This window comes from Sporosarcina sp. FSL K6-3457, assembly GCF_038007285.1.
Lineage (GTDB): Bacteria > Bacillota > Bacilli > Bacillales_A > Planococcaceae > Sporosarcina.
Genome location: NZ_JBBOWX010000001.1, coordinates 2,597,560 through 2,617,347, shown reverse-complemented (window position 1 = coordinate 2,617,347; position 19,788 = coordinate 2,597,560). Strand labels below are relative to the sequence as shown.

Below are 19,788 nucleotides of genomic sequence, written 5' to 3'. Positions count from 1 at the left end.
GGGGAGGGATCCAATGAGAAAGTTAACATTATTCATCGTCTCTGACTCTGTCGGTGAAACAGCAGACTTAGTTGCTAAAGCAGCTGCCAGCCAATTTAGACAAGGGCTCGAAGCCGTCTCGATGAAAAGATTTTCACATATCGAAGAAGAATCGCAATTGCAGGAGATTGCTTTTTTAGCAAAAAGTCAAGAAGCTATCGTTATTTATACACTTGTAAGAAGTGGTATGCGTCTGAAAATACAAGAGTATTGCTTAACCTATGATGTTCAATGTATTGATTTACTCGGTCCAGTTGTCGATAAGATTGGATTAGAACTAGGGGAAAAACCTCTCGAAGAGCCAGGACTTGTTCGACAGCTAGATGATGATTATTTCAAGAAAATCGAAGCAATTGAGTTTGCTGTTAAATACGATGATGGTCGGGATCCACGTGGGATTTTGAAAGCGGATATTGTTTTGGTAGGTGTTTCAAGAACATCGAAAACACCATTATCACAATACCTTGCACATAAACGTTATAAAGTGGCGAATGTCCCGCTTGTACCTGAAGTGGATCCTCCAGAAGAGTTGTTTATGATTAATCCTGAGAAATGCTTTGGACTTGTCATTTCATCAGAAAAGCTTAACTCTATTCGTAAAGAGAGACTCATTGCATTGGGCTTAAAAGATGATGCAAGTTATGCAAGGGTCGAGCGAATTGACAATGAAATTAACCATTTTAATCAGATTGTTTCAAAAATCGGCTGCAAAGTCATCGATGTAACGAATCGAGCTGTCGAAGAAACAGCTAACGTCATACTGGGTGAAATTACAAATTACAATCGTTAAGTGATGAGAAGGACCGCCCCATTGTAAAGGGATGGTTCTTCTTTTACGGATTCTATAAAATCATTTGTAGGCAATCATATTAATTAAGAGCAAAAGCCTTTGAATTAGTGTAAAATGATAGTTTCGGAGTATAATCGAAAATATTTTGTCGAATACAAAGGGTTTTTGAAGAATTTCGCGAAATCAGTAGTAGATAGAGTGGAAAATGGTGATATGATGACGAGAATACCTGAAGAGACAATTGAAGCCGTCCGCTCTAAGACCGATATTGTAGATTTGATTGGTGAATATGTACAGCTGACGAAAAGGGGGAAGAACTGGTTCGGACTTTGTCCATTCCATGGTGAAAGTACACCTTCTTTTTCAGTTTCAGAGGACAAGCAACTGTTTCATTGTTTTGGATGCGGTGCAAGTGGTAATGCGATCACGTTTATAATGGACATCGAGAATAGCCCATTCACGGAAGCCGTTGTCAAGCTTGCCGGCCGGACGGGAATTGAAATTGATGCAGTCGTCAGCGATAGTTCAGAAATGCAACCACGGCATGAATTTAAGTCTATGATTGAAGCGCATGCTCTTGCGGCAAACTTTTACAGTCATTTACTACTAAATACCGTAGAAGGTGAAGAAGCACTACAATATCTTGAAAAAAGAGGATTTACGAGGGACAGTATCGAAAAATATGGTATTGGGTGGTCTCTCAATGATTGGGAAGCGTTAACGAGTCTCTTAAAACGGAAAAATTACGACATGAAGGATATGGAACATGCCGGATTGTGTATTATGAAAGACGATGGGACAGGCTATTTTGATCGGTTCCGAGGTCGTATCATGTTTCCGTTACGGGATGACAATGGCAATGTCGTGGGGTTCTCAGGTCGGATCCTATCCGGCTCAAAACAGGAAGCGAAATATTTGAATAGCCCTGAAACCCCGATATTCGAAAAAAGTCACATTTTGTACAATTTTCATAATGCACGTCTTAACGTCCGGAAATCGGGTAAAGTAATACTGTTTGAAGGATTTATGGATACGATATCGGCAGATCGTGCTGGCGTAACGAATAGTGTTGCCGTAATGGGCACATCATTGTCAGATAAACACCTTGTAAAATTAAAAAGAATTGCGAAAGAAATTATAATTTGTTGTGACGGTGACGATGCCGGATGGGAAGCCGCAAAACGTTTTGCAGATATGGCGATGAAAAAAGGAATGGATGTTCAAATCGCGCTGTTGCCAGGGAAGATGGATCCTGACGATTATATCACGCAATTTGGCGGTGAAGCTTTTCGTGAAAAGGTCATCGATAACCCACATTCATTCATGTCGTTCATCATGGCATATGCCAAACGCTCGAAGAACCTATCTTATGAAAATGATGTGTTGCAATATATTCATGAAGTGCTAGAAGAATTGGCCTTGCGAACATCACCGGTGGAACGTGATCTGTATATTCGACAACTTTCAACTGAAACGGGTGTGTCTGTCGAGGCGATTCAACAACAGTTCATAAAAATGGCTGGCCATCAAGCAAAGAAAGCGAAAGCCAATCCAGTGCCTGAGGGAACAATGCATACGCATCATCCAGTTCCGACACGCAAGAAAACAGGTACCGAACGTGCCGAGCGTTTGTTGCTCTATCATTTATTAAATGACGGGGAGTTGTTTGATCGGTTACAAATGGACAAGCCTAATCTGTTCATACGGGATGACTATGTGGCCATTTTTGTTCGACTTGCAGGGTTTTATGAACAATATGGGACACCTGATTTTCACAGATTTGCTGAGTCAATCGAGGATCGTGAGTTGCGGAAAATTGTTTTGGAAGCAGCCATGGTAGAAAAAGATCCTGAACAAGCACAAGCAGAAATTAATGACTGTATTCATCATTTAGAAAAATATAAAATCAGTTTAACAATCCAAGCAAAAATGCATGAGTCAAAAGAAGCAGAAAAAATGAAGGATCATACCCGGGCGCTGGAGCTGGCCAGGGAAATTATACAGCTCCGGAAAACATTGACGACATTATAGTCGTATTCCGGTGTACTAAGGAGGAACGGGTAAGATGAGTAAAAAAGAATTGGCTGGAGATATGGAACATGAACTAACGATTGAGGAAGCGAAAGCGAACCTGCTGGAGGCCGGAAAGAAATTAGGTGAACTAACGCTTGATGAAGTGACAGAAAAGCTTGCGGCATTCGAAATGGAGCCAGAACAGTTCGAGGAATTCCTAGATTTGGTCGAGGCACAAGGGATTGAAATGGACCGTAAGGCTGAAGACGAATCTGGGGAAGAAGGCGGGAAGCCGGCTGCGGAGGAAACGCAGTTCGATTTGAATGATTTGAGTGTACCGCCAGGTGTTAAAATCAATGACCCTGTACGCATGTACTTGAAAGAGATTGGCCGTGTAGATTTGTTAACGGGTGCCGAGGAAGTTGAATTGGCGATTCGGATTCTAGAGGGCGATGAAGAGGCGAAAAAACGCTTAGCAGAAGCCAATCTCCGTCTAGTTGTCAGCATTGCTAAACGTTATGTTGGACGAGGTATGTTATTCCTAGACCTGATACAGGAAGGGAATATGGGGCTGATTAAAGCAGTTGAGAAATTTGACCATACGAAAGGCTTTAAATTTAGTACGTATGCAACTTGGTGGATTCGTCAAGCGATTACGCGGGCTATCGCGGATCAGGCGCGTACTATCCGTATTCCTGTTCATATGGTTGAAACCATCAATAAGCTTATTCGTGTTCAACGTCAATTATTACAGGATTTGGGGCGTGAGCCATCACCAGAAGAGATTGGCGAAGAAATGGATTTGACGGCAGAAAAAGTACGTGAAATCTTGAAAATCGCACAAGAACCTGTGTCGCTAGAAACGCCAATTGGCGAAGAAGATGATTCACATCTGGGCGACTTTATCGAAGATTCTGAGGCGCAATCACCATCGGATCATGCAGCTTACGAATTGCTGAAAGAACAGTTAGAGGACGTACTGGATACACTGACAGATCGCGAAGAGAATGTTCTTCGTCTACGCTTCGGTTTGGATGATGGACGTACAAGAACACTCGAAGAAGTTGGGAAAGTATTCGGTGTGACAAGAGAGCGGATTCGCCAGATTGAGGCGAAAGCACTACGTAAGTTGCGTCACCCATCAAGAAGTAAGCGATTGAAGGATTTCCTAGAGTAAAATAACTACACCGGCATATTTTGTGCCGGTGATTTTTTAGTCGCAAGGAGTTAAGTCTTATGAACCAACAGCGAAAACGAATTATTATTTCTGAAATAAAGTATTGGAAACACAACAAACTATTACCCGCGCATTATTGTGATTTTCTTATCACGCTCTACGCGCAAGGTGAAGAAGGAAATCAGCAGGAAGTTAAGATTTCTGAGTCGATTTTGGTCAAAGAAAAAAAGACGTTGAATCGGACCATTCTTTTGCTAGCTTTACTAGCTATAGTTGTTAGTGGGGGGATGTTTGTCATTACACAATATCCCGGATTGACAATGGCATCAGTAGCAGGATTGATTGTTGTTTTTTTACTGTCGACATTGCGTAAGAATGCTAACCAGGCATTAGCCCCTTTTGTATACATAATCGTATCTTTTATGCTGCTCATCATGTCTTTAAAACTGTGGTTTGTCTTTTTTGATGGGCATACGATGTTATTACTTGGGTTATTGATGTTAAATTGTTCACTGTGGTTGTTTGCAGGGCGGCTGTTAAAGCTATTGTATTTTACGATTTCTGGAACTGCGGGTTTATTATTGATAATAGGATTTCTACTACTTTCATATTGAGGTTGTGCAAGTAGTAGGAAGTTCGCTATAATTAAAGTGTAAGCGTTTACAACGAAGGGGATGATGATGTTGAATTTCGATTTGACAGAAGAACAGCAAATGATTAAAAAGATGATTCGGGAATTTTCGGATGAAGTTGTTGCACCTGGGGCGATTGAGCGTGATCGAACAAAAGCGTTTCCAGTGGAGATCTTTCAACAGTTATCTGATATGGGGATGATGGGCTTGCCTTTTTCGGAGCACTACGGAGGCGCTGGGGCTGATACCGTCAGCTTTGCGATTGTGACAGAGGAGTTAAGTCGTGCTTGTGCATCGACGGGAATTACGTATTCAGCACATATTTCGCTTGGGGGAGCACCGCTGAATTTATTTGGCACGGAGGAACAAAAACAGCGTTATTTGACACCGATTTGTACGGGGGAATCATTCGGTGCATTTGGCTTAACGGAAGCGAATGCTGGCTCGGATGCGGGGGGAACGCAAACGACAGCAAAAGAAGATGGCGATGATTTTGTTATTAATGGTTCGAAGGTGTTTATCACAAATGCGAGTTATGCCAAGCATCTGGCAATTACAGCGATTACAGGTACTACGAATGGTGAAAAAGAAATCAGTGCAATTATCGTGCCGACAGATGCACCTGGTTTTACGATTATCGACAATTATGAAAAAATGGGGCTGAACGCTTCCAATACAACGGAGCTCGTATTAGATAATGTCCGTGTACCGAAAACAAACTTGCTGGGAACGCGAGGCAATGGTTTTCGCCAGTTTCTCGTTACATTGGATGGTGGACGTATCGGTATTGGTGCAATGGCTGTGGGAATCGCACAGGCAGCTTTCGACCGAGCGCTCAGTTACTCTAAGGAGCGCAAGCAATTCGGAAAAACATTAGCCGAATTTCAAATTACACAATTTAAATTGGCGGATATGGCATTGAAGATTGAACTAGCACGCAATATGGTTTACAAAGCAGCTTGGCTAAAAGATCAGGGGCGACCATTTTCGAAAGAAGCATCGATGTGTAAGCTGTATGCTTCTGAAATCGCGATGGAGGTCGCGACGGAGGCTATCCAGATTCATGGCGGTTATGGTTATATGAAAGAATATGAAGTTGAACGATATATGCGTGATGCCAAATTACTTGAAATCGGAGAAGGGACCTCGGAAGTCCAACGCATGGTCATTGCTCGGCTTATTGGCTGCTAAGGTGAAAAGTTTGTCGAATTTGTTACAGCGAATTAAAAGATAATCAATAACTCTTTCAGTTTTCAATTGAATACAGTACAATAATAGTTGTGCACTGTATTCAATACAGAATATGATTTAAATGAAGGAGGGTAATTCAATGGGTAAAAATCCAATAGTACCTTATATCCTAATTTTCGCGCTTGGAATTGGTCTTATTTTCTTTATGTCCCTCTATGGACTTGATCAACAAAAAGAAATCGCAAATGAGGGTGACGAAGGTAAAACTGAAGATGTAGCAACTGAGTTCGATCCTGAAGTTGCAATTGGTAAATGTATTGGTTGTCATGGTGGAGATCTAACGGGCGGTGGTGGTCCAGCTTTAGTTGGCACTACTCTTTCCAAAGATGAAATCAAGAACATCATCTTAAATGGTTCAGGTGCTATGCCAGGTGGTATAATTAAAGAAGATGCTGAACTAGATGCAATGGCAGACTATATTTTATCACTTAAATAATTTGTAACATGTAAAAAAGCTGTCAGTCAGCAGAAGAATTCTGTCGACTGATGGCTTTTTCTATTGTCTAACGTGTAAAATGATTCAATATCTTATACAATACTAACAATGAAAGGTGAGGATTTTGTGAATACTGTACGTTTATCAACTAGATTGGCAACAGTTGCTTCTTTTGTCGAAGCTGGGGCTGTTGTGGCGGATATAGGAAGTGACCATGCCTATTTGCCTTGCTTCCTCGTGCATAACGGAACTGTGCAGAAGGCGATTGCGGGAGAAGTCGTCAAAGGTCCCTATGAGTCTGCCGTGCGAAACGTTCGACGTGAGGGGCTGTCATCTGTGGTGACAGTGCGATTGGCGGATGGCTTGTTTGCAATTGAAGAAGGGGATGCTGTCGACACGGTGACGATTGCTGGGATGGGCGGACCGCTGATTGCGACTATTTTGGAAAATGGTAAAGACCGACTCCAAGGTGTGAAGCGAATTATTGCCCAACCTAATATTTATGCAAAAGCAATTCGTGAGTGGGCGGTTGCGAATGATTGGATCATTATTGATGAGGCGATTTTGGAAGAAGATGGTAAAATCTACGAGATTATCGTGTTGGAAAAAGGAACAGCGACGTACGACGAATTGGATCTGCTTGTTGGACCTTTTTTACTTCAAGCTAAATCAGCTGTATTCTTGGAGAAATGGGAGAGGGAATTGGCGGAATGGCAACGTGTGCTTCAATCTCTTGATCAGGCAGAACAAACAGATGCGATTGAGGTGCGGAAGCATGAGCTAGTCAGGCATATCGACTTTGTAGGAAAGGTGTTGGCAACATGAAAAAAGTGAATGGGCATGAAATCATTAATCTTTTCGAACAATGGTCGCCAAAACGTTTTGCGATGGATGGCGATCCGGTAGGCCTACATATTGGGCAATTAAATCGACCGGTGGAAAAAGTATTAATTACATTGGATGTGAATGAGGAAGTAATTGATGAGGCCATTCACAGTGGAGCCAATCTCATTATTGCCCATCATCCGCCGCTTTTCAGGCCATTGAAGAGTTTATTGACAGATACACCACAAGGTAGAATGATTGAGAAGTGTGTGAAAAACGATATAGCGGTTTACGCAGCACATACTAATTTAGACGTTGCACCGGGTGGCGTCAATGACATGCTCGCTACAAAACTAGGGTTGCGTGATACAGCTGTCGTTGAACCAACCTTCTCGGAGCCGCTATATAAATTAGTCGTCTTCAGCCCTGTTACGCATGCCGATGCCATCAGGCAAGCGTTGGTGCAAGCAGGTGCAGGTGCAATTGGTGATTACACAGGATGTAGCTTTAGTTCTACGGGGACAGGTCGCTTTACGCCAGTTGAAGGTGCTGAACCGTATGTTGGTGAAATTGGAAGAGGGGAAGAAGTCCATGAGGAAAAAATTGAAGTGGTCCTGCCGGGTACTATTCGCAATAAAGTGCTGAAGGGTATGCTAATGGCACATCCATATGAAGAACCTGCCTACGACTTCTTTGTACTTGATCAACGGACTAATGAATACGGACTCGGTCGAATTGGTAAGCTGGAGGAAAAAATGACGCTTGTCCAATTTGCTGAACATGTGAAACAGGTCTTTGGTGTGCCGGCCCTGCGCTTTGTAGGCAATCCTGATAAGGAAATTCGTAAAGTCGCAGTGCTAGGTGGCGATGGCAATAAATATATCGGTGCCGCCAAAAGAGCCGGTGCAGATGTGTTGGTCACGGGGGATTTATATTACCATGTGGCGCATGATGCTGAGGCGATGGGGCTTGCTGTCATTGATCCGGGGCATAATATTGAGAAAGTGATGATTGAAGGTGTTGCGGATTATATGCGAGATGCTTGTCTAGAAGCATGTTACGATGTGAAGTTCATTCAATCGGCTGTCATCACAGAACCATTTCATTTCATCTAATCAAAATAAAATGACCGACCTCCAAAATAGAGGTCGGTCATTTTACATTGTCGCGTAGGGCTCGATGCGATCAACAGGTGTTGGATTTTTAATTTTTGGTAGAATTTTTTCCAATTGGAATTTACGCTCAGGATGATGAGTTGTTGGATCTTCCGCATCGAACTTTTCGAGGAAGGCAATTACTTCTCGAACAATCAATGTTGGTGTGGAAGCACCAGCAGTTACCGAAACGGTTTCAACGCCTGTTAACCAGCTAACATCCAGCTCCGAAACATCTGAAATGCGATAGGATGGGGTATCAGCGATTTCAACAGACACTTGTGTCAGGCGATTTGAGTTATTACTTTTCGGATCTCCTACAACAATGAGTAGATCAGATTGGCCCGCCTGTTCTGCAACGGCTTCCTGTCGTACTTGAGTAGCCATGCAAATTTCTTTATGCACTTCGATATGTGGATATTTTACTTGCAGGGCATCCATAATATGAACGACATCCCATTGGCTCATCGTCGTTTGGTTTGTCACCAGCAGTTTTTGATTGGTAATGTCAAGATTGTCAACATCTTCCGGTTTTTCAATGAGATGAACTGCATGGGGTGCGACACCAATTGCCCCTTCAGGCTCTGGATGATGTTTTTTCCCGATGTAAATAATATCGAAACCTTCCGCCGTTTTTTCCCTGATTAAATCGTGGGTGACGGTGACATCAGGACATGTTGCGTCAATCGATACAAGTCCTTTTCTTTTCGCTAGCTCACGAACTTCTGGTGATACGCCGTGTGCTGTGAAAATAACAGTACCCGTCTCTACTTTTTCCAGAATTTCCAAACGGTTTTCACCGTCAAGTGTGATAATGCCATCTTCTTCAAATGCATCTGTCACATGCTTGTTATGGACAATCATTCCCAATATATAAATAGGTCTCGGCAATGTGATGTCGAGTGCTGCATTTCTTGCAATAATCATTGCATCGACAACCCCGTAACAATAGCCTCTTGGGGATATCTTTAACACTTTCATGTTTGTTCACTCCTCTAAATAGGATCTACCCTCTATTATAGCGGAGTCTGCTAGTTGATTCAAAAAAATAGGTTTTAAGGCTGGAAGATGCGTGGAACGGATGCGCCGAGTGAAGCGCTTGTCGCTGCCGATGAAGCACTAGCGGCGGCACCTGCACTAGCTACTGCCCCAGCTGCTGGGAGGCCTTGGAAGCCTTTGTATAGTCTCCACATGGCAGGTAAATTTTGAACCATTGGTGCAAACTGCTGAACCATTGGCGCGAATTGTTGTGCGGTGTTCAAAAACTGGTTGGCGGTTTGCATATAGGATTCCATCTTGGAAGGGCCTTGTTGTTGACCTTGGTTGGCTGTCGGGCCGCCTAATGGATTATTCATTTGATTGGCCATAGGATCTCCCATTGGACCACCGTTTGGGAAGGGCTGATTTGGCATCTGCATTTGACTCATTTGCGGAGGCATGCCGAAGCCCGTTTGTCCCATGGGAGGCGGTGTGACTGGTTGTTGCACGAACGGATAAAAGGATTCGTACCTCATAATTTTCTCCTTTCAATTAATCAGAATGAACTTTCACATTGTATACTATGCAAAAATCGCATACGGCGGAACAGAATCATGTTATAATAAGACTACGATTAGGAGGAACACCAATGTCTAAATTTACTGATTATCAATTTAAACCGTTTATTCGGGAAGCTATCGGGAGGCTCGGCTTTGAAAACCCGACACCGATTCAAAAAGAAATGATTCCGCTCATCCTGAAAGGGACAAATGCAATCGGGCAAGCACATACGGGCACGGGGAAATCTCATAGTTTTCTTATTCCAGTACTAGAACGGACAGATGCAACTGTCGATGAATTACAAGCGGTGATTTCAGCTCCAACGCGGGAACTGGCAACGCAATTGTTTGATGAACTGGCGAAGATGACTGAGGGAACGGATGTACGTAGCTCGCTGCTCATTGGTGGTACAGACAAGCAACGTTCGATTGGCAAGTTGAAATCGAATCCACATATTGTCGTCGGAACACCAGGACGTATTAGTGATATGGCTGAAAATGGGGCGCTTGCTATCCATACGGCAAAGATTTTGGTCATTGATGAGGCGGATCTTGCATTTGACATGGGCTTTATTGAAGATATTGATAAGTTCGCATCTAAAATGCCGGCTGGACTTGAAATGTATGTGTTTTCTGCAACGATTCCTGAGAAATTAAAGCCGTTTTTGAACAAATATATGGAATCGCCAATCCATGTCAAAATCGGTGAACGTAAGCCGTTGACTGAGGGAATGCGTTATTCTCTTGTTCCAGTACGCAGTATGAATAAAAGAAAAAAATTATTACACGTCATTGAATCCATCAACCCATATTTGGCGATTATCTTCACTAACACACGTCAAAATGCAGATGGACTAGCTTCTTTTCTTGCTGAAAATGGTATTAAAGCAGGAAAAATCCACGGTGACTTAACACCGCGTGAACGGACACGTATGATGAAACAAATCCGTGATCTGGACTATCAATATATCGTTGCAACAGACCTTGCAGCGCGTGGTATCGATATACCGGGCGTCAGTCATGTCATCAACTTCGAATTGCCAGATGAGCTAGAGTTTTTCGTCCATCGCGTGGGACGTACGGCGCGTGCAGGTCTGGAAGGAACTGCGATTACATTGTACGAGCCATCTGAAGATGATAAAATCGTCAAAATTGAGAAGCTTGGTATTCCATTTATTCATGAAGATGTGAAAAATGGTGAGTGGATTGAAGTGAAAGAACGTCATGCTAGGCGTAACCGCGTAAAAGAGGAAGATGATATCGACCGAAAAGCGACATCATTTGTTCGAAAACCCGCGAAAGTAAAGCCGGGTTATAAAAAGAAAATGGCACAGGAAGTTGAGCGCTTTAAAAAGCGTGAAAGGAGATTGACACGTAAAAAATGACAAACGATCAACCTTTATTGCTTGGCTCTCACGTCTCGATGAGTGGCAGTAAAATGCTACTCGGTTCGAGTGAGGAAGCGGCAAGCTACGGAGCATCTACTTTTATGATTTATACGGGGGCACCTCAGAACACGCGGAGGAAGCCGATTGAAGAACTCAATATCGCGGCGGGGCAATTGCATATGGCGGACAATGGGCTAACTAATATCGTGGTGCATGCGCCTTATATTATTAATATTGCTAACACATTAAAGCCAGAAACTTTTGAGTTAGGTGTGACTTTTCTACAGAAGGAAATTGAACGGACAGCTGCGCTCGGCATCGATCAGATTGTGCTGCATCCAGGTGCTCATGTTGGAGCCGGTGTCGATTTGGGCATTGCTAAAATTATTGAAGGGCTGAACGAAGTACTTTCCCAAGATTATCCGGTGCGTATTGCACTGGAAACAATGGCGGGTAAAGGGACTGAATGTGGCCGTAACTTTGATGAAATTGCGGCGATTATTGATGGTGTGAAGCGTAATGAACGGCTATCCGTTTGTTTTGATACCTGTCACGTCCATGACGCAGGCTACGATATCGTAGGCGATTTTGAAGGTGTGCTGAATGAGTTCGATAATATTGTTGGACTAGATAGAATTTCTGTCATACACGTCAATGATAGTAAAAATGAGCGGGGGGCTATGAAAGACCGCCATGAGAACATTGGATTCGGTCATATCGGTTTTGAACCACTGTCTTACATCGTTCATCATCCAACATTCCAAGCTGTTCCAAAGATTTTGGAAACACCTTTTATCGGGACGGACCCCAAAAAGAAAGTGTCGCCTTACCAAATTGAGATTGAAATGCTGAAGGCGAAGACATTCCAGCCTGAGAAAATAGATCAATTAAGAGCAGAATAATGTGACCCCCCGCTTGCAAGTAAGTACTATGCAGACGGGGGGATTATCGATTAGGAAATGCTATTGAATTTCGTTGTCTACTCTTTTTCTTTGGCTAATCGGTTTATCATTTTGTCGTATCCAAATATTTTTGAAATAGAATTTCCGTTTTCTTATCACCAATGGCTCTTCGAATTTTGTTGAGAAACGATTCTGGAACGCCAGTGAACAGCCAATGGAAGGAAACATCGTCTAGTAATGGGCGAAGCGCTCTTATTTCCGTGATCGAAAGATCGACACCATATTGCCTCGCAAGAATTTTTACATCCTCATCACTTCTCGTTTTTACTTCATTCAACAGTTGCGTATAATCCATTTCAAACACCATCTTTCTTAAAAGGTTGTATCCTTTCACCCTATAGTATATAATTCAACAAGTGAATCGGAATGATTCCGGTTATGGTGAAAGGATCGTAAAATAAAATGAAAAAAACAATTATTCAATTGGACGATGTGAGTTTCAGTTATGAACAGTCTATCGCCCTCGATCATATTTCTCTCCAAGTAGGGGAAGGGGAATTTTGGGCACTGATTGGCCCCAATGGTTCCGGAAAATCGACACTGATCAATATTATACTTGGTCTTCTGAAGCCGGCGAGTGGGTCTGTGAAGTTATTTGGTGAGGACATGGAATCATTTAACCACCGAGAACGGATTGGCTATGTGTCGCAGAAATCGAATTCTTTTAACTCAGGATTTCCAGCGACTGTGCTGGAAGTTGTACGCAGTGGCTTGACGCGAAAAGTAGGGTTATTTAAAAGTTTCACGAAACAGCATGAGCAACAGGCATTAGAAGCACTTCGGATTGTGGGGATGGAGCCGTTTGCAAGCCAGAATATCGGTCAATTATCCGGTGGTCAGCAGCAGCGCGTGTTCATCGCACGGGCGCTTGCAGGCAAGCCAGACCTGCTTATTATGGATGAGCCAACTGTGGGGATTGATCAGCAAAATGTTGCATCGTTCTATTCTATGCTCAACACGCTGAATCGTGAGCACGGCCTTGCCATTGTGCTCGTGACACATGAAATTGACCTGGTCACTGATTTGGCAACGCATGTAGCCTGTCTAAATCGGACAATTCATTTTCATGGTGTCCAAGCTGCTTATAAAAATATGGAAGATCAAGATGTTTCGAGATGGTATGGCCACCCTGTGCGGCGCATTCACCAGCAAGCGGCGGAGGTGGAGCAATGATTAGCGCAATTTTATCGTATGAATTTCTGCAAAATGCATTTCTTTCTGGCTTAATCATTGGCATTGTTGCCCCTTTGCTGGGCTTGTTTATCGTCGTTAGGCGTCTCGCACTCATTGCGGATGCGCTTAGCCATGTCGCGCTTGCCGGCATTGCGGGCAGTCTGTATTTGAGTCAGCAAGTACTGTTTTTTGCCGCATTGAATCCTGTGTATCTTGGGATTGCTTCAGCGGTTGGTGGTTCACTGCTCATCGAAAAATTGAGGGGGGCCTACCGTCATTATGAAGAACTCGCTATCCCAGTGATTTTATCGGCGGGTATCGGACTCGGTGCGATTTTCATTTCGTTATCGAAGGGCTTTGGTTCTGATTTGATTGGTTATTTGTTTGGCTCGGTATCAGCGGTGAGTAGACAGGATCTTGTCATTGTTATCATTATCGCGATCATCGTCATTGCTTATATCCGCTTTTTGTATAAGGAACTGTTTGCTCTGTCATTTGACCAGGACTATGCTAAAGTATCTGGTGTGAATTCACGTTACATTCAGATGGTCTTTATGATTATTACGGCACTGGTGATTGGGGCTTCGATGCGCATTGTAGGTATTTTGCTTGTGTCTTCGCTCATGACAATCCCAGTTGCAGCGGCTATGCAGCTGGCGAAAAGCTTCAAGGGAGCAATGATCTATTCAATCGTTTTCGGTGAAACAGCTGTGATTGTAGGACTCGTGGTGGCTTATTATTTGGATATTGCTCCTGGAGGCACGATTGTCGTTACGTCTATCATAATTTTGTTACTTGTTCTCGTTTGGAATAAATTACGGGCTGGCTACAATGCCCGTGCTGTGAAGGAGGGAATTGTATGACACTCGATGAGGCGTGGCGTATACTGCAAGACAAGCAATTTAAACGAACGAAAAATCGAGAAACGATTCTTCAGTTTTTCTCGCAAAATGATCGTTATTTAACAGCGGCCGAAGTACGAGGGTTTATGGAACAAGATAATCCAGGCATTAGTTTCGATACGATTTACAGGAATCTCACGACATTTGCAGAACTCGGAATTTTGGAGGAAACAGATTTGACGGGAGAACGCCATTTCCGTATGCAATGCGATCCTGGTGTCCATCATCATCATTTCATCTGCACGGCTTGTGGTAAGACTCGCAGTATCCCGCATTGCCCGATGGAAATGATTACGGTCAATTTACCAGATTATGAAGTAGAAGGACATAAGTTTGAGATTTACGGCAAATGTCCATTATGTGTGGCGAATTAAAAACGGTGTGGCCCTCTGATAGTCTAGAGTGCTACACCGTTTTGCGATTGTCTCAAATAATATTTTGGGGCAGGTTTATCTATTTCTTTAATCTGTTTTCCGATTATCACTTCTGCTATTAAATCGGCACTATCTACAGGCTTATCAAAATTGAAGGTTTCTACTTCAGCCTTTATTTGCCGTTTACCTTTGCACAGAGTATATTTTTTATGTTTATTTCTTGTATTAAAACCTTGAATTATTTCTAGGGAATACATAAATTCAATCAATCAACTAAAATAGATGAAACCATATTACTCTCAGTATTCACTGTTATTGTCATTGAATTGCATACACTCGCAAAAGCCCGAACGGCTATCCTGTCTTTAAAAGATTCATCAAATACCCATTGACTTGGTACTAATACAAAGTTCCCATTATTAAGGATAAAAGCATCGTTAAAGAAGCTCCACATTGTTAAAATGTCATGTTCAAATGATTTAGTGACCAATTCAAGGTTTACTTTATATTCTTTTATTGGGAATTCTCCTCCCCAACCTAAACTATCTTTCCCGTATATATCATTTACAATAGCATTAAGTCTTTGATTTTTTAATAGACTCAAAAAATGTATTTTAGACCTTTCCTTTATATTTTGCAATCTTAACATTACCTGGTTTTCGGATGTTATTTTGATGGGTTTATTAAAGTGTGGAGCAATTTCTCTGACAATTCTATCATAAATAGATTTATCCTTGGCAGAGAGATCTAAGACCCCATTTGAATCAACTAATAAAAAGGGTGCCAAAAAATATTGTGCAAGAGACGTTAATTCCAGATTCAAAGATTGTTCAACTATTAATTCTTCGAATACTACTTTAGGTCGTTCAATCCTTTCATTAAATTTTACGATAGGGTTTTGAATATAATCTTTTGTATATATTTCTTCAAATAAATCCAAAATAGCTCCTTCTTTCATAACTTCTAAATGAGAGAATCCTTACTCTTTGTTAGTTACATAGAGAACTTTTCTTCTTAAATGAATCAATTTCATAGTAGAGCAATTAGCTTTAAAATCCGAACAAGGTTGATACCCACTTCAGGAGAACGCTTTCCGCGGGCATGGCTTCAGCACGCGCTGTTCCTGCTGTAGTCGACGCCAATGATAATAGGAAATCATATTAGTGAACAATCAAATAATTGTTCACCTTTTTAATTGAAATAGGTAATTATGAAATCGATTCAATTATAAGTTACCTAGTCAAGCGTGTTGATTATCCAGAATCATGCAGACTTATCCTATAAAAAGTACAATACTCATTTAAAACAACGGTCATTTCTGATTTCCAATCAATCGGGAGCTCATCGTGCACTAGTTTGAGATGAAATTCTGCGAAAGATAGTGCATAAAAAACCTTTTTACTTTTTGTTTTTTTATAAAGCCATTTGAGTAGCACATAAGCAATGTGTACCGTGAAAAGCTGATTGTATACGGCGTTTGGCGTTGTACCAAATATCACGGGGACATTAAGATGCTGCTTGATCCAGCGGAAAAAAGATTCGATTTTCCAGCGAGCCTTGTACATGTCCGCAATTATTTCAGCCGACACCATCATCAATTCGCTTGATTTTAAAATAGGCACATCTTCAACAAGTACAAAACGTAAGTCCAACAACTTTTCACCCATAGGTCCATCGTGTTTAAGTTCTGTACTTTCAACGACACGTACAGGCATCCCAGTCTCTGGCGAGAAACTGACATGCAACTTGATGCCTGAACGTTCGCCATGATAGAGTGCTCATGGAAGACGGGATTTTCCTACTGTAATTATGATAGAATCGACGATTAAAAGTTTATTTGGAATCTTGATGACTCGGCGGGTCTCCCGATTGCATTTTGACACGATAAGGTCAAATAGCTTTTTCATCAATTCAAAATTGAGATGGCTCGCTTGTTTAGATAATGTCGAATAGTTAACAGCAGGTAGACCAACACTCGGTCCAACATCTGCACAATACTGGAAACCTTTCCATTCGCATGTCGCTGCGGTAATAAGATACTGAATCAATGCCATGACATCCAACGGCTTCTATCAATAAATCAAGCTCTTCCGGCGCAACAAATTTTTGAATCAAATTCGGGAATATGGTATTCTTGTTCATAAGAGACACCCCCACTTGTATTTGATTGCTCGTACTTTCATTTTACAAGAGGGGTGTTTCTTTTTGTATTATATTGGCTTTTTGTGGTTAATCAACACGCTTGTTACCTAGTAGTGAAATAATAAGTCTTTGGATCTACAGTATAAGCGGTGCCCTTTGTTGTATCTACTGAACCGACAATCACGACTGAGTGTTGACCCGGTATTATATAGGAATTGTCAGCAGTATCATAGACTGAAGTGGGAACGCCGTAAGTAAGATAATTAAAGCCGTGAAATGTTTGAGTACCCCCTATACTCCAACCTAGTGAGAGATTTACACCCGTTATCTTTTGACCACTTATTATTGTGACCTCCCAATGTGCGGTAGCATCCATTCCAGAGACTGTTACCCAAAAGTCCAAGTATCCATGGATAGGGGCAGCGGTTAGAGTTTGTTCATCAGCATCCTCTTCAGCATCCTCTTCAGCATCCTCTATAATTGGATTAAGTGTAATAGGAATTCTAAAATACTATGTATTCTACATATTTGTTAATTATCCTCTATTTTATTATCATAAATGATGATTAAAATCCAAAAAGATAATTCACTGAAAAAATCGCTCTAAAACATAATATATAGTAGCTATCGTTAATAGTAATCTACTGTATACGGTGTTAGAAATGATGTTTCAGTCTTTTTGGGGGCAAATTATATAATCAGTACTCCTAGACTTGATAGATTAATAGTTTATTCACTCCTTAAAATTAAGAGCCCAATCAGCAAAAACGGTGCAGTACTCTAAAAACTAGAGTGCTACACCGTTTTTTTTATTTCAATACAGCTTGTTCAATCGGAAACAATTTCTTAATCTGATCATTGGCTTCCTGCCAGTTATTGACGCGAATGACACCTTCGGGAATAGGCTCTCGATTATACGGTGTATCGAATAGAATGACAGGGATATTCAGTGTTTCATGAATTTCTACGGCATTGTCATGCTTATCTTCAAAAAAGGCATGGACGCCAAACTTTTTTGCCGTGGCAATTTTATGATGACTGCCAACAAGTTCGATATGGTCGTACGGAATTTCTTCACGGTTGAACCAATTCACTGTAGCCTCATGGACTTCTGGACCACGGGCAGAAATGTAATACAGTTCGAACTGTGTATGCCAGTCATCCAATACTTTTTTTGCATAGGCTTGTGCAGGAGAAGTACTGTAAATATGTGCTTCTGCGCCTTTATACCACTGCCAAAAGATATCTTTATCGACTGGGAATGCTTCAGTCAAGTCATATTCCGTAATATCATCCAGCACAAGACTACAGCCAAATTGTTCATTGATATGCGGCAACAGGGAAGTGGGGCATGTCACCGTACCATCGATGTCGATGCCGAAACGGATATTTCTCATTCCGTTTTCCCTGCTTGTAGCAGTAATTCTTCCTGGCGTTTCTTTTCAAAATATTCCTCCGCCAGTTTATCAATTTCAATCTTCAGTTCATCAACCATCGTTGCTTCAGGCACTTTACGAACGATTTCACCCTTCATAAAGAGTAAACCTTCGCCACGTGCTCCCGCGATACCGATATCGGCTTCCCGCGCTTCGCCTGGACCGTTAACTGCACAACCGAGCACCGCAACTTTAAGTGGAGCTTTAATATGTGAAATGTACTCTTCGACTTCATTCGCGATTGCGATGAGGTCAATTTCAATACGTCCACATGTTGGGCAAGAAATAAGTGTTGCCGCGTTAGAGGACAGACCGAATATTTTTAATAATTCCCGTGCTACTTTAATTTCCTGAACAGGGTCTGCACTCAGGGAAACACGCATTGTGTTACCAATACCAGCTGACAGAAGTGTCCCGAGACCTGCTGCACTCTTAATCGATCCAGCAAACAATGTGCCGGATTCTGTAATACCTAAGTGTAATGGATAATCGAAGGCAGCTGCGGCTTTCTGATAGGCCTCGACTGCCAAATTGACATCAGATGCTTTTAGAGACACGATGATGTCATGAAAATCAAGGTCTTCTAATATTTTAATATGGTGAAGCGCGCTTTCGACCATACCATCCGCCGTTGGATAGCCGTATTTTTCGAGAATCTTTTTCTCAAGCGAACCTGCGTTGACACCGATACGAATCGGAATCCCTTTTGCTTTTGCTGCATTGACAACCGCTTCAACTTTCGCCTGTCTACCGATATTCCCAGGGTTAATACGGATTTTATCTGCCCCTTGTTCAATCGCAATCAATGCTAGCTTATAATCAAAATGAATATCGACAACGAGTGGGATATTGATTTTTTCCTTGATAGCTCCAATTGAATAGGCAGCACGTTCGTCTGGGCATGCAACGCGGACGATTTGGCATCCGGCTTCCTCTAAACGCAGAATTTCTGCAACAGTCGCTTCGACATCATGCGTCTTTGTTGTTGTCATACTTTGGATGAAAAGCTCGTCACTGCCCCCGATGGTCAAATTACCGACGCGGACCTGACGTGTGTTTGCTCTGTTTATCATTGGTTTCATTTATTTCTCTCCTTAATTGTCTAGACCTTATAACTATATCTATTTTAGCAATCAACATAGCAAAAAGACAAGGGACAGCCCTTATCCGATGGATTCCATACAATTGCCAGTTGGGATACGCGACAATGGCAGGTCGATTTTCTCGCCTGCAACAAGCTGTTGATTTTGAAGATGTGGGTTTAGTGAATAAAAAGAATTCAATCTGTCTAAAAAACTCATAGTCGGGTCAGGATAGAGTGCGAATAACGTTTCAATCGTATCCCCATCAACTGTCATAACAGGGATGGAAGTTAGTTCTAGCTGTTTTTCACAGGACACTGGCTCACTATCATTCATAAAAGAAGCAAGCGAGATGGTCCCTTCTACGAGATCCATTCGGATGACATGAAAGGCAATGAATAATAGCGCAGCAAGTAGTAGTATTCTCATGGAAATTCCCCCTTCCTCAACTATATGCTCAGAAGGGGGAATTAT

At 42.0% G+C, this 19,788-nt stretch carries 20 protein-coding genes and 1 pseudogene; 13 read left to right on the top strand and 8 right to left on the bottom strand.

Annotation, left to right across the window (positions count from 1 at the left end):
• The first annotated feature begins 13 nt into the window (after positions 1-13).
• The 8 genes from N1I80_RS12780 (at position 14) to N1I80_RS12745 (ending at position 8,278) form a co-directional block, all read left to right on the top strand.
• Positions 14-829 (top strand): pyruvate, water dikinase regulatory protein, encoded by an 816-nt coding sequence (locus N1I80_RS12780; protein ID WP_340738248.1) that lies wholly within the window; start codon positions 14-16, stop codon positions 827-829.
• Positions 830-1,042: 213 nt separating this feature from the next.
• Positions 1,043-2,860 (top strand): DNA primase, encoded by a 1,818-nt coding sequence (gene dnaG / locus N1I80_RS12775; protein WP_340740042.1) that lies wholly within the window; start codon positions 1,043-1,045, stop codon positions 2,858-2,860.
• A gap of 34 nt (positions 2,861-2,894) precedes the next feature.
• Positions 2,895-4,019, top strand: coding sequence for an RNA polymerase sigma factor RpoD (rpoD, locus tag N1I80_RS12770; protein WP_340738247.1), 1,125 nt, complete (start codon positions 2,895-2,897; stop codon positions 4,017-4,019).
• Between the two features lie 59 nt (positions 4,020-4,078).
• A complete protein-coding gene (locus N1I80_RS12765; RefSeq protein ID WP_340738246.1) occupies positions 4,079-4,633 on the top strand; it encodes a hypothetical protein in 555 nt (184 codons plus the stop codon).
• Positions 4,634-4,702: 69 nt separating this feature from the next.
• Positions 4,703-5,842, top strand: coding sequence for an acyl-CoA dehydrogenase family protein (locus N1I80_RS12760; RefSeq protein WP_340740041.1), 1,140 nt, complete (start codon positions 4,703-4,705; stop codon positions 5,840-5,842).
• Between the two features lie 139 nt (positions 5,843-5,981).
• The gene (gene cccA / locus N1I80_RS12755; RefSeq protein WP_340738245.1) at positions 5,982-6,338 is read left to right on the top strand and encodes a cytochrome c550; all 357 of its coding nucleotides are present in this window, start codon (positions 5,982-5,984) and stop codon (positions 6,336-6,338) included.
• 126 nt (positions 6,339-6,464) lie between these two features.
• Positions 6,465-7,163 carry a tRNA (adenine(22)-N(1))-methyltransferase gene (locus tag N1I80_RS12750; RefSeq protein WP_340738244.1) on the top strand — a complete coding sequence of 233 codons (699 nt, stop codon included), beginning with the start codon at positions 6,465-6,467 and terminating at the stop codon, positions 7,161-7,163.
• Entirely contained in the window at positions 7,160-8,278 is a 1,119-nt protein-coding gene (locus tag N1I80_RS12745; RefSeq protein WP_340738243.1) for a Nif3-like dinuclear metal center hexameric protein, read from the top strand. The genes N1I80_RS12750 and N1I80_RS12745 overlap by 4 nt, the downstream gene beginning before the upstream one ends.
• Positions 8,279-8,320: 42 nt before the next feature.
• On the opposite strand, the gene N1I80_RS12740 is transcribed toward N1I80_RS12745, so the two are convergent.
• Together N1I80_RS12740 and vrrA are read right to left on the bottom strand one after the other, a co-directional pair.
• Complete coding sequence (locus N1I80_RS12740) at positions 8,321-9,298, bottom strand: 4-hydroxy-3-methylbut-2-enyl diphosphate reductase (protein ID WP_340738242.1); 978 nt, start codon at positions 9,296-9,298, stop codon at positions 8,321-8,323.
• A 74-nt stretch (positions 9,299-9,372) separates the two neighbouring features.
• Positions 9,373-9,831, bottom strand: coding sequence for a VrrA/YqfQ family protein (vrrA, locus tag N1I80_RS12735; protein WP_340738241.1), 459 nt, complete (start codon positions 9,829-9,831; stop codon positions 9,373-9,375).
• A gap of 113 nt (positions 9,832-9,944) precedes the next feature.
• Between vrrA and N1I80_RS12730 the strand changes: the two genes are divergently transcribed.
• Positions 9,945-11,240, top strand: coding sequence for a DEAD/DEAH box helicase (locus tag N1I80_RS12730; protein WP_340738240.1), 1,296 nt, complete (start codon positions 9,945-9,947; stop codon positions 11,238-11,240).
• Positions 11,237-12,145 carry a deoxyribonuclease IV gene (locus tag N1I80_RS12725; RefSeq protein ID WP_340738239.1) on the top strand — a complete coding sequence of 303 codons (909 nt, stop codon included), beginning with the start codon at positions 11,237-11,239 and terminating at the stop codon, positions 12,143-12,145. Before N1I80_RS12730 ends, N1I80_RS12725 begins: the two co-directional genes overlap by 4 nt.
• Positions 12,146-12,251: 106 nt before the next feature.
• Here the strand turns inward: N1I80_RS12725 and N1I80_RS12720 are convergent, their stop codons facing one another.
• Positions 12,252-12,500, bottom strand: a complete 249-nt coding sequence (locus N1I80_RS12720; protein WP_340738238.1) for a hypothetical protein — start codon at positions 12,498-12,500, stop codon at positions 12,252-12,254.
• Between the two features lie 107 nt (positions 12,501-12,607).
• On the opposite strand from N1I80_RS12720, the gene N1I80_RS12715 reads away from it, so the two are divergent.
• Genes N1I80_RS12715 through N1I80_RS12705 form a run of 3 tightly spaced genes read left to right on the top strand, consistent with a single transcriptional unit; the run spans position 12,608 to position 14,654 of the window.
• Entirely contained in the window at positions 12,608-13,378 is a 771-nt protein-coding gene (locus N1I80_RS12715) for a metal ABC transporter ATP-binding protein (protein ID WP_340738237.1), read from the top strand.
• Positions 13,375-14,241, top strand: coding sequence for a metal ABC transporter permease (locus N1I80_RS12710; protein ID WP_340738236.1), 867 nt, complete (start codon positions 13,375-13,377; stop codon positions 14,239-14,241). The genes N1I80_RS12715 and N1I80_RS12710 overlap by 4 nt, the downstream gene beginning before the upstream one ends.
• On the top strand, positions 14,238-14,654 hold the full coding sequence (locus tag N1I80_RS12705) for a Fur family transcriptional regulator (RefSeq protein WP_340738235.1): 417 nt from the start codon (positions 14,238-14,240) through the stop codon (positions 14,652-14,654). The genes N1I80_RS12710 and N1I80_RS12705 overlap by 4 nt, the downstream gene beginning before the upstream one ends.
• A 265-nt stretch (positions 14,655-14,919) precedes the next feature.
• On the opposite strand, the gene N1I80_RS12700 is transcribed toward N1I80_RS12705, so the two are convergent.
• The 5 genes and pseudogenes from N1I80_RS12700 to N1I80_RS12680 form a co-directional block, all read right to left on the bottom strand.
• Positions 14,920-15,594, bottom strand: coding sequence for a hypothetical protein (locus tag N1I80_RS12700; RefSeq protein WP_340738234.1), 675 nt, complete (start codon positions 15,592-15,594; stop codon positions 14,920-14,922).
• A 313-nt stretch (positions 15,595-15,907) separates the two neighbouring features.
• Positions 15,908-16,796: pseudogene (locus N1I80_RS12695) on the bottom strand (transposase).
• A gap of 809 nt (positions 16,797-17,605) precedes the next feature.
• Complete coding sequence (locus N1I80_RS12690) at positions 17,606-18,193, bottom strand: 5' nucleotidase, NT5C type (protein ID WP_340738233.1); 588 nt, start codon at positions 18,191-18,193, stop codon at positions 17,606-17,608.
• Entirely contained in the window at positions 18,190-19,314 is a 1,125-nt protein-coding gene (gene ispG / locus N1I80_RS12685; protein WP_340738232.1) for a flavodoxin-dependent (E)-4-hydroxy-3-methylbut-2-enyl-diphosphate synthase, read from the bottom strand. Before ispG ends, N1I80_RS12690 begins: the two co-directional genes overlap by 4 nt.
• An 81-nt stretch (positions 19,315-19,395) precedes the next feature.
• Entirely contained in the window at positions 19,396-19,743 is a 348-nt protein-coding gene (locus tag N1I80_RS12680; RefSeq protein WP_340738231.1) for a hypothetical protein, read from the bottom strand.
• Positions 19,744-19,788: the final 45 nt, after the last annotated feature.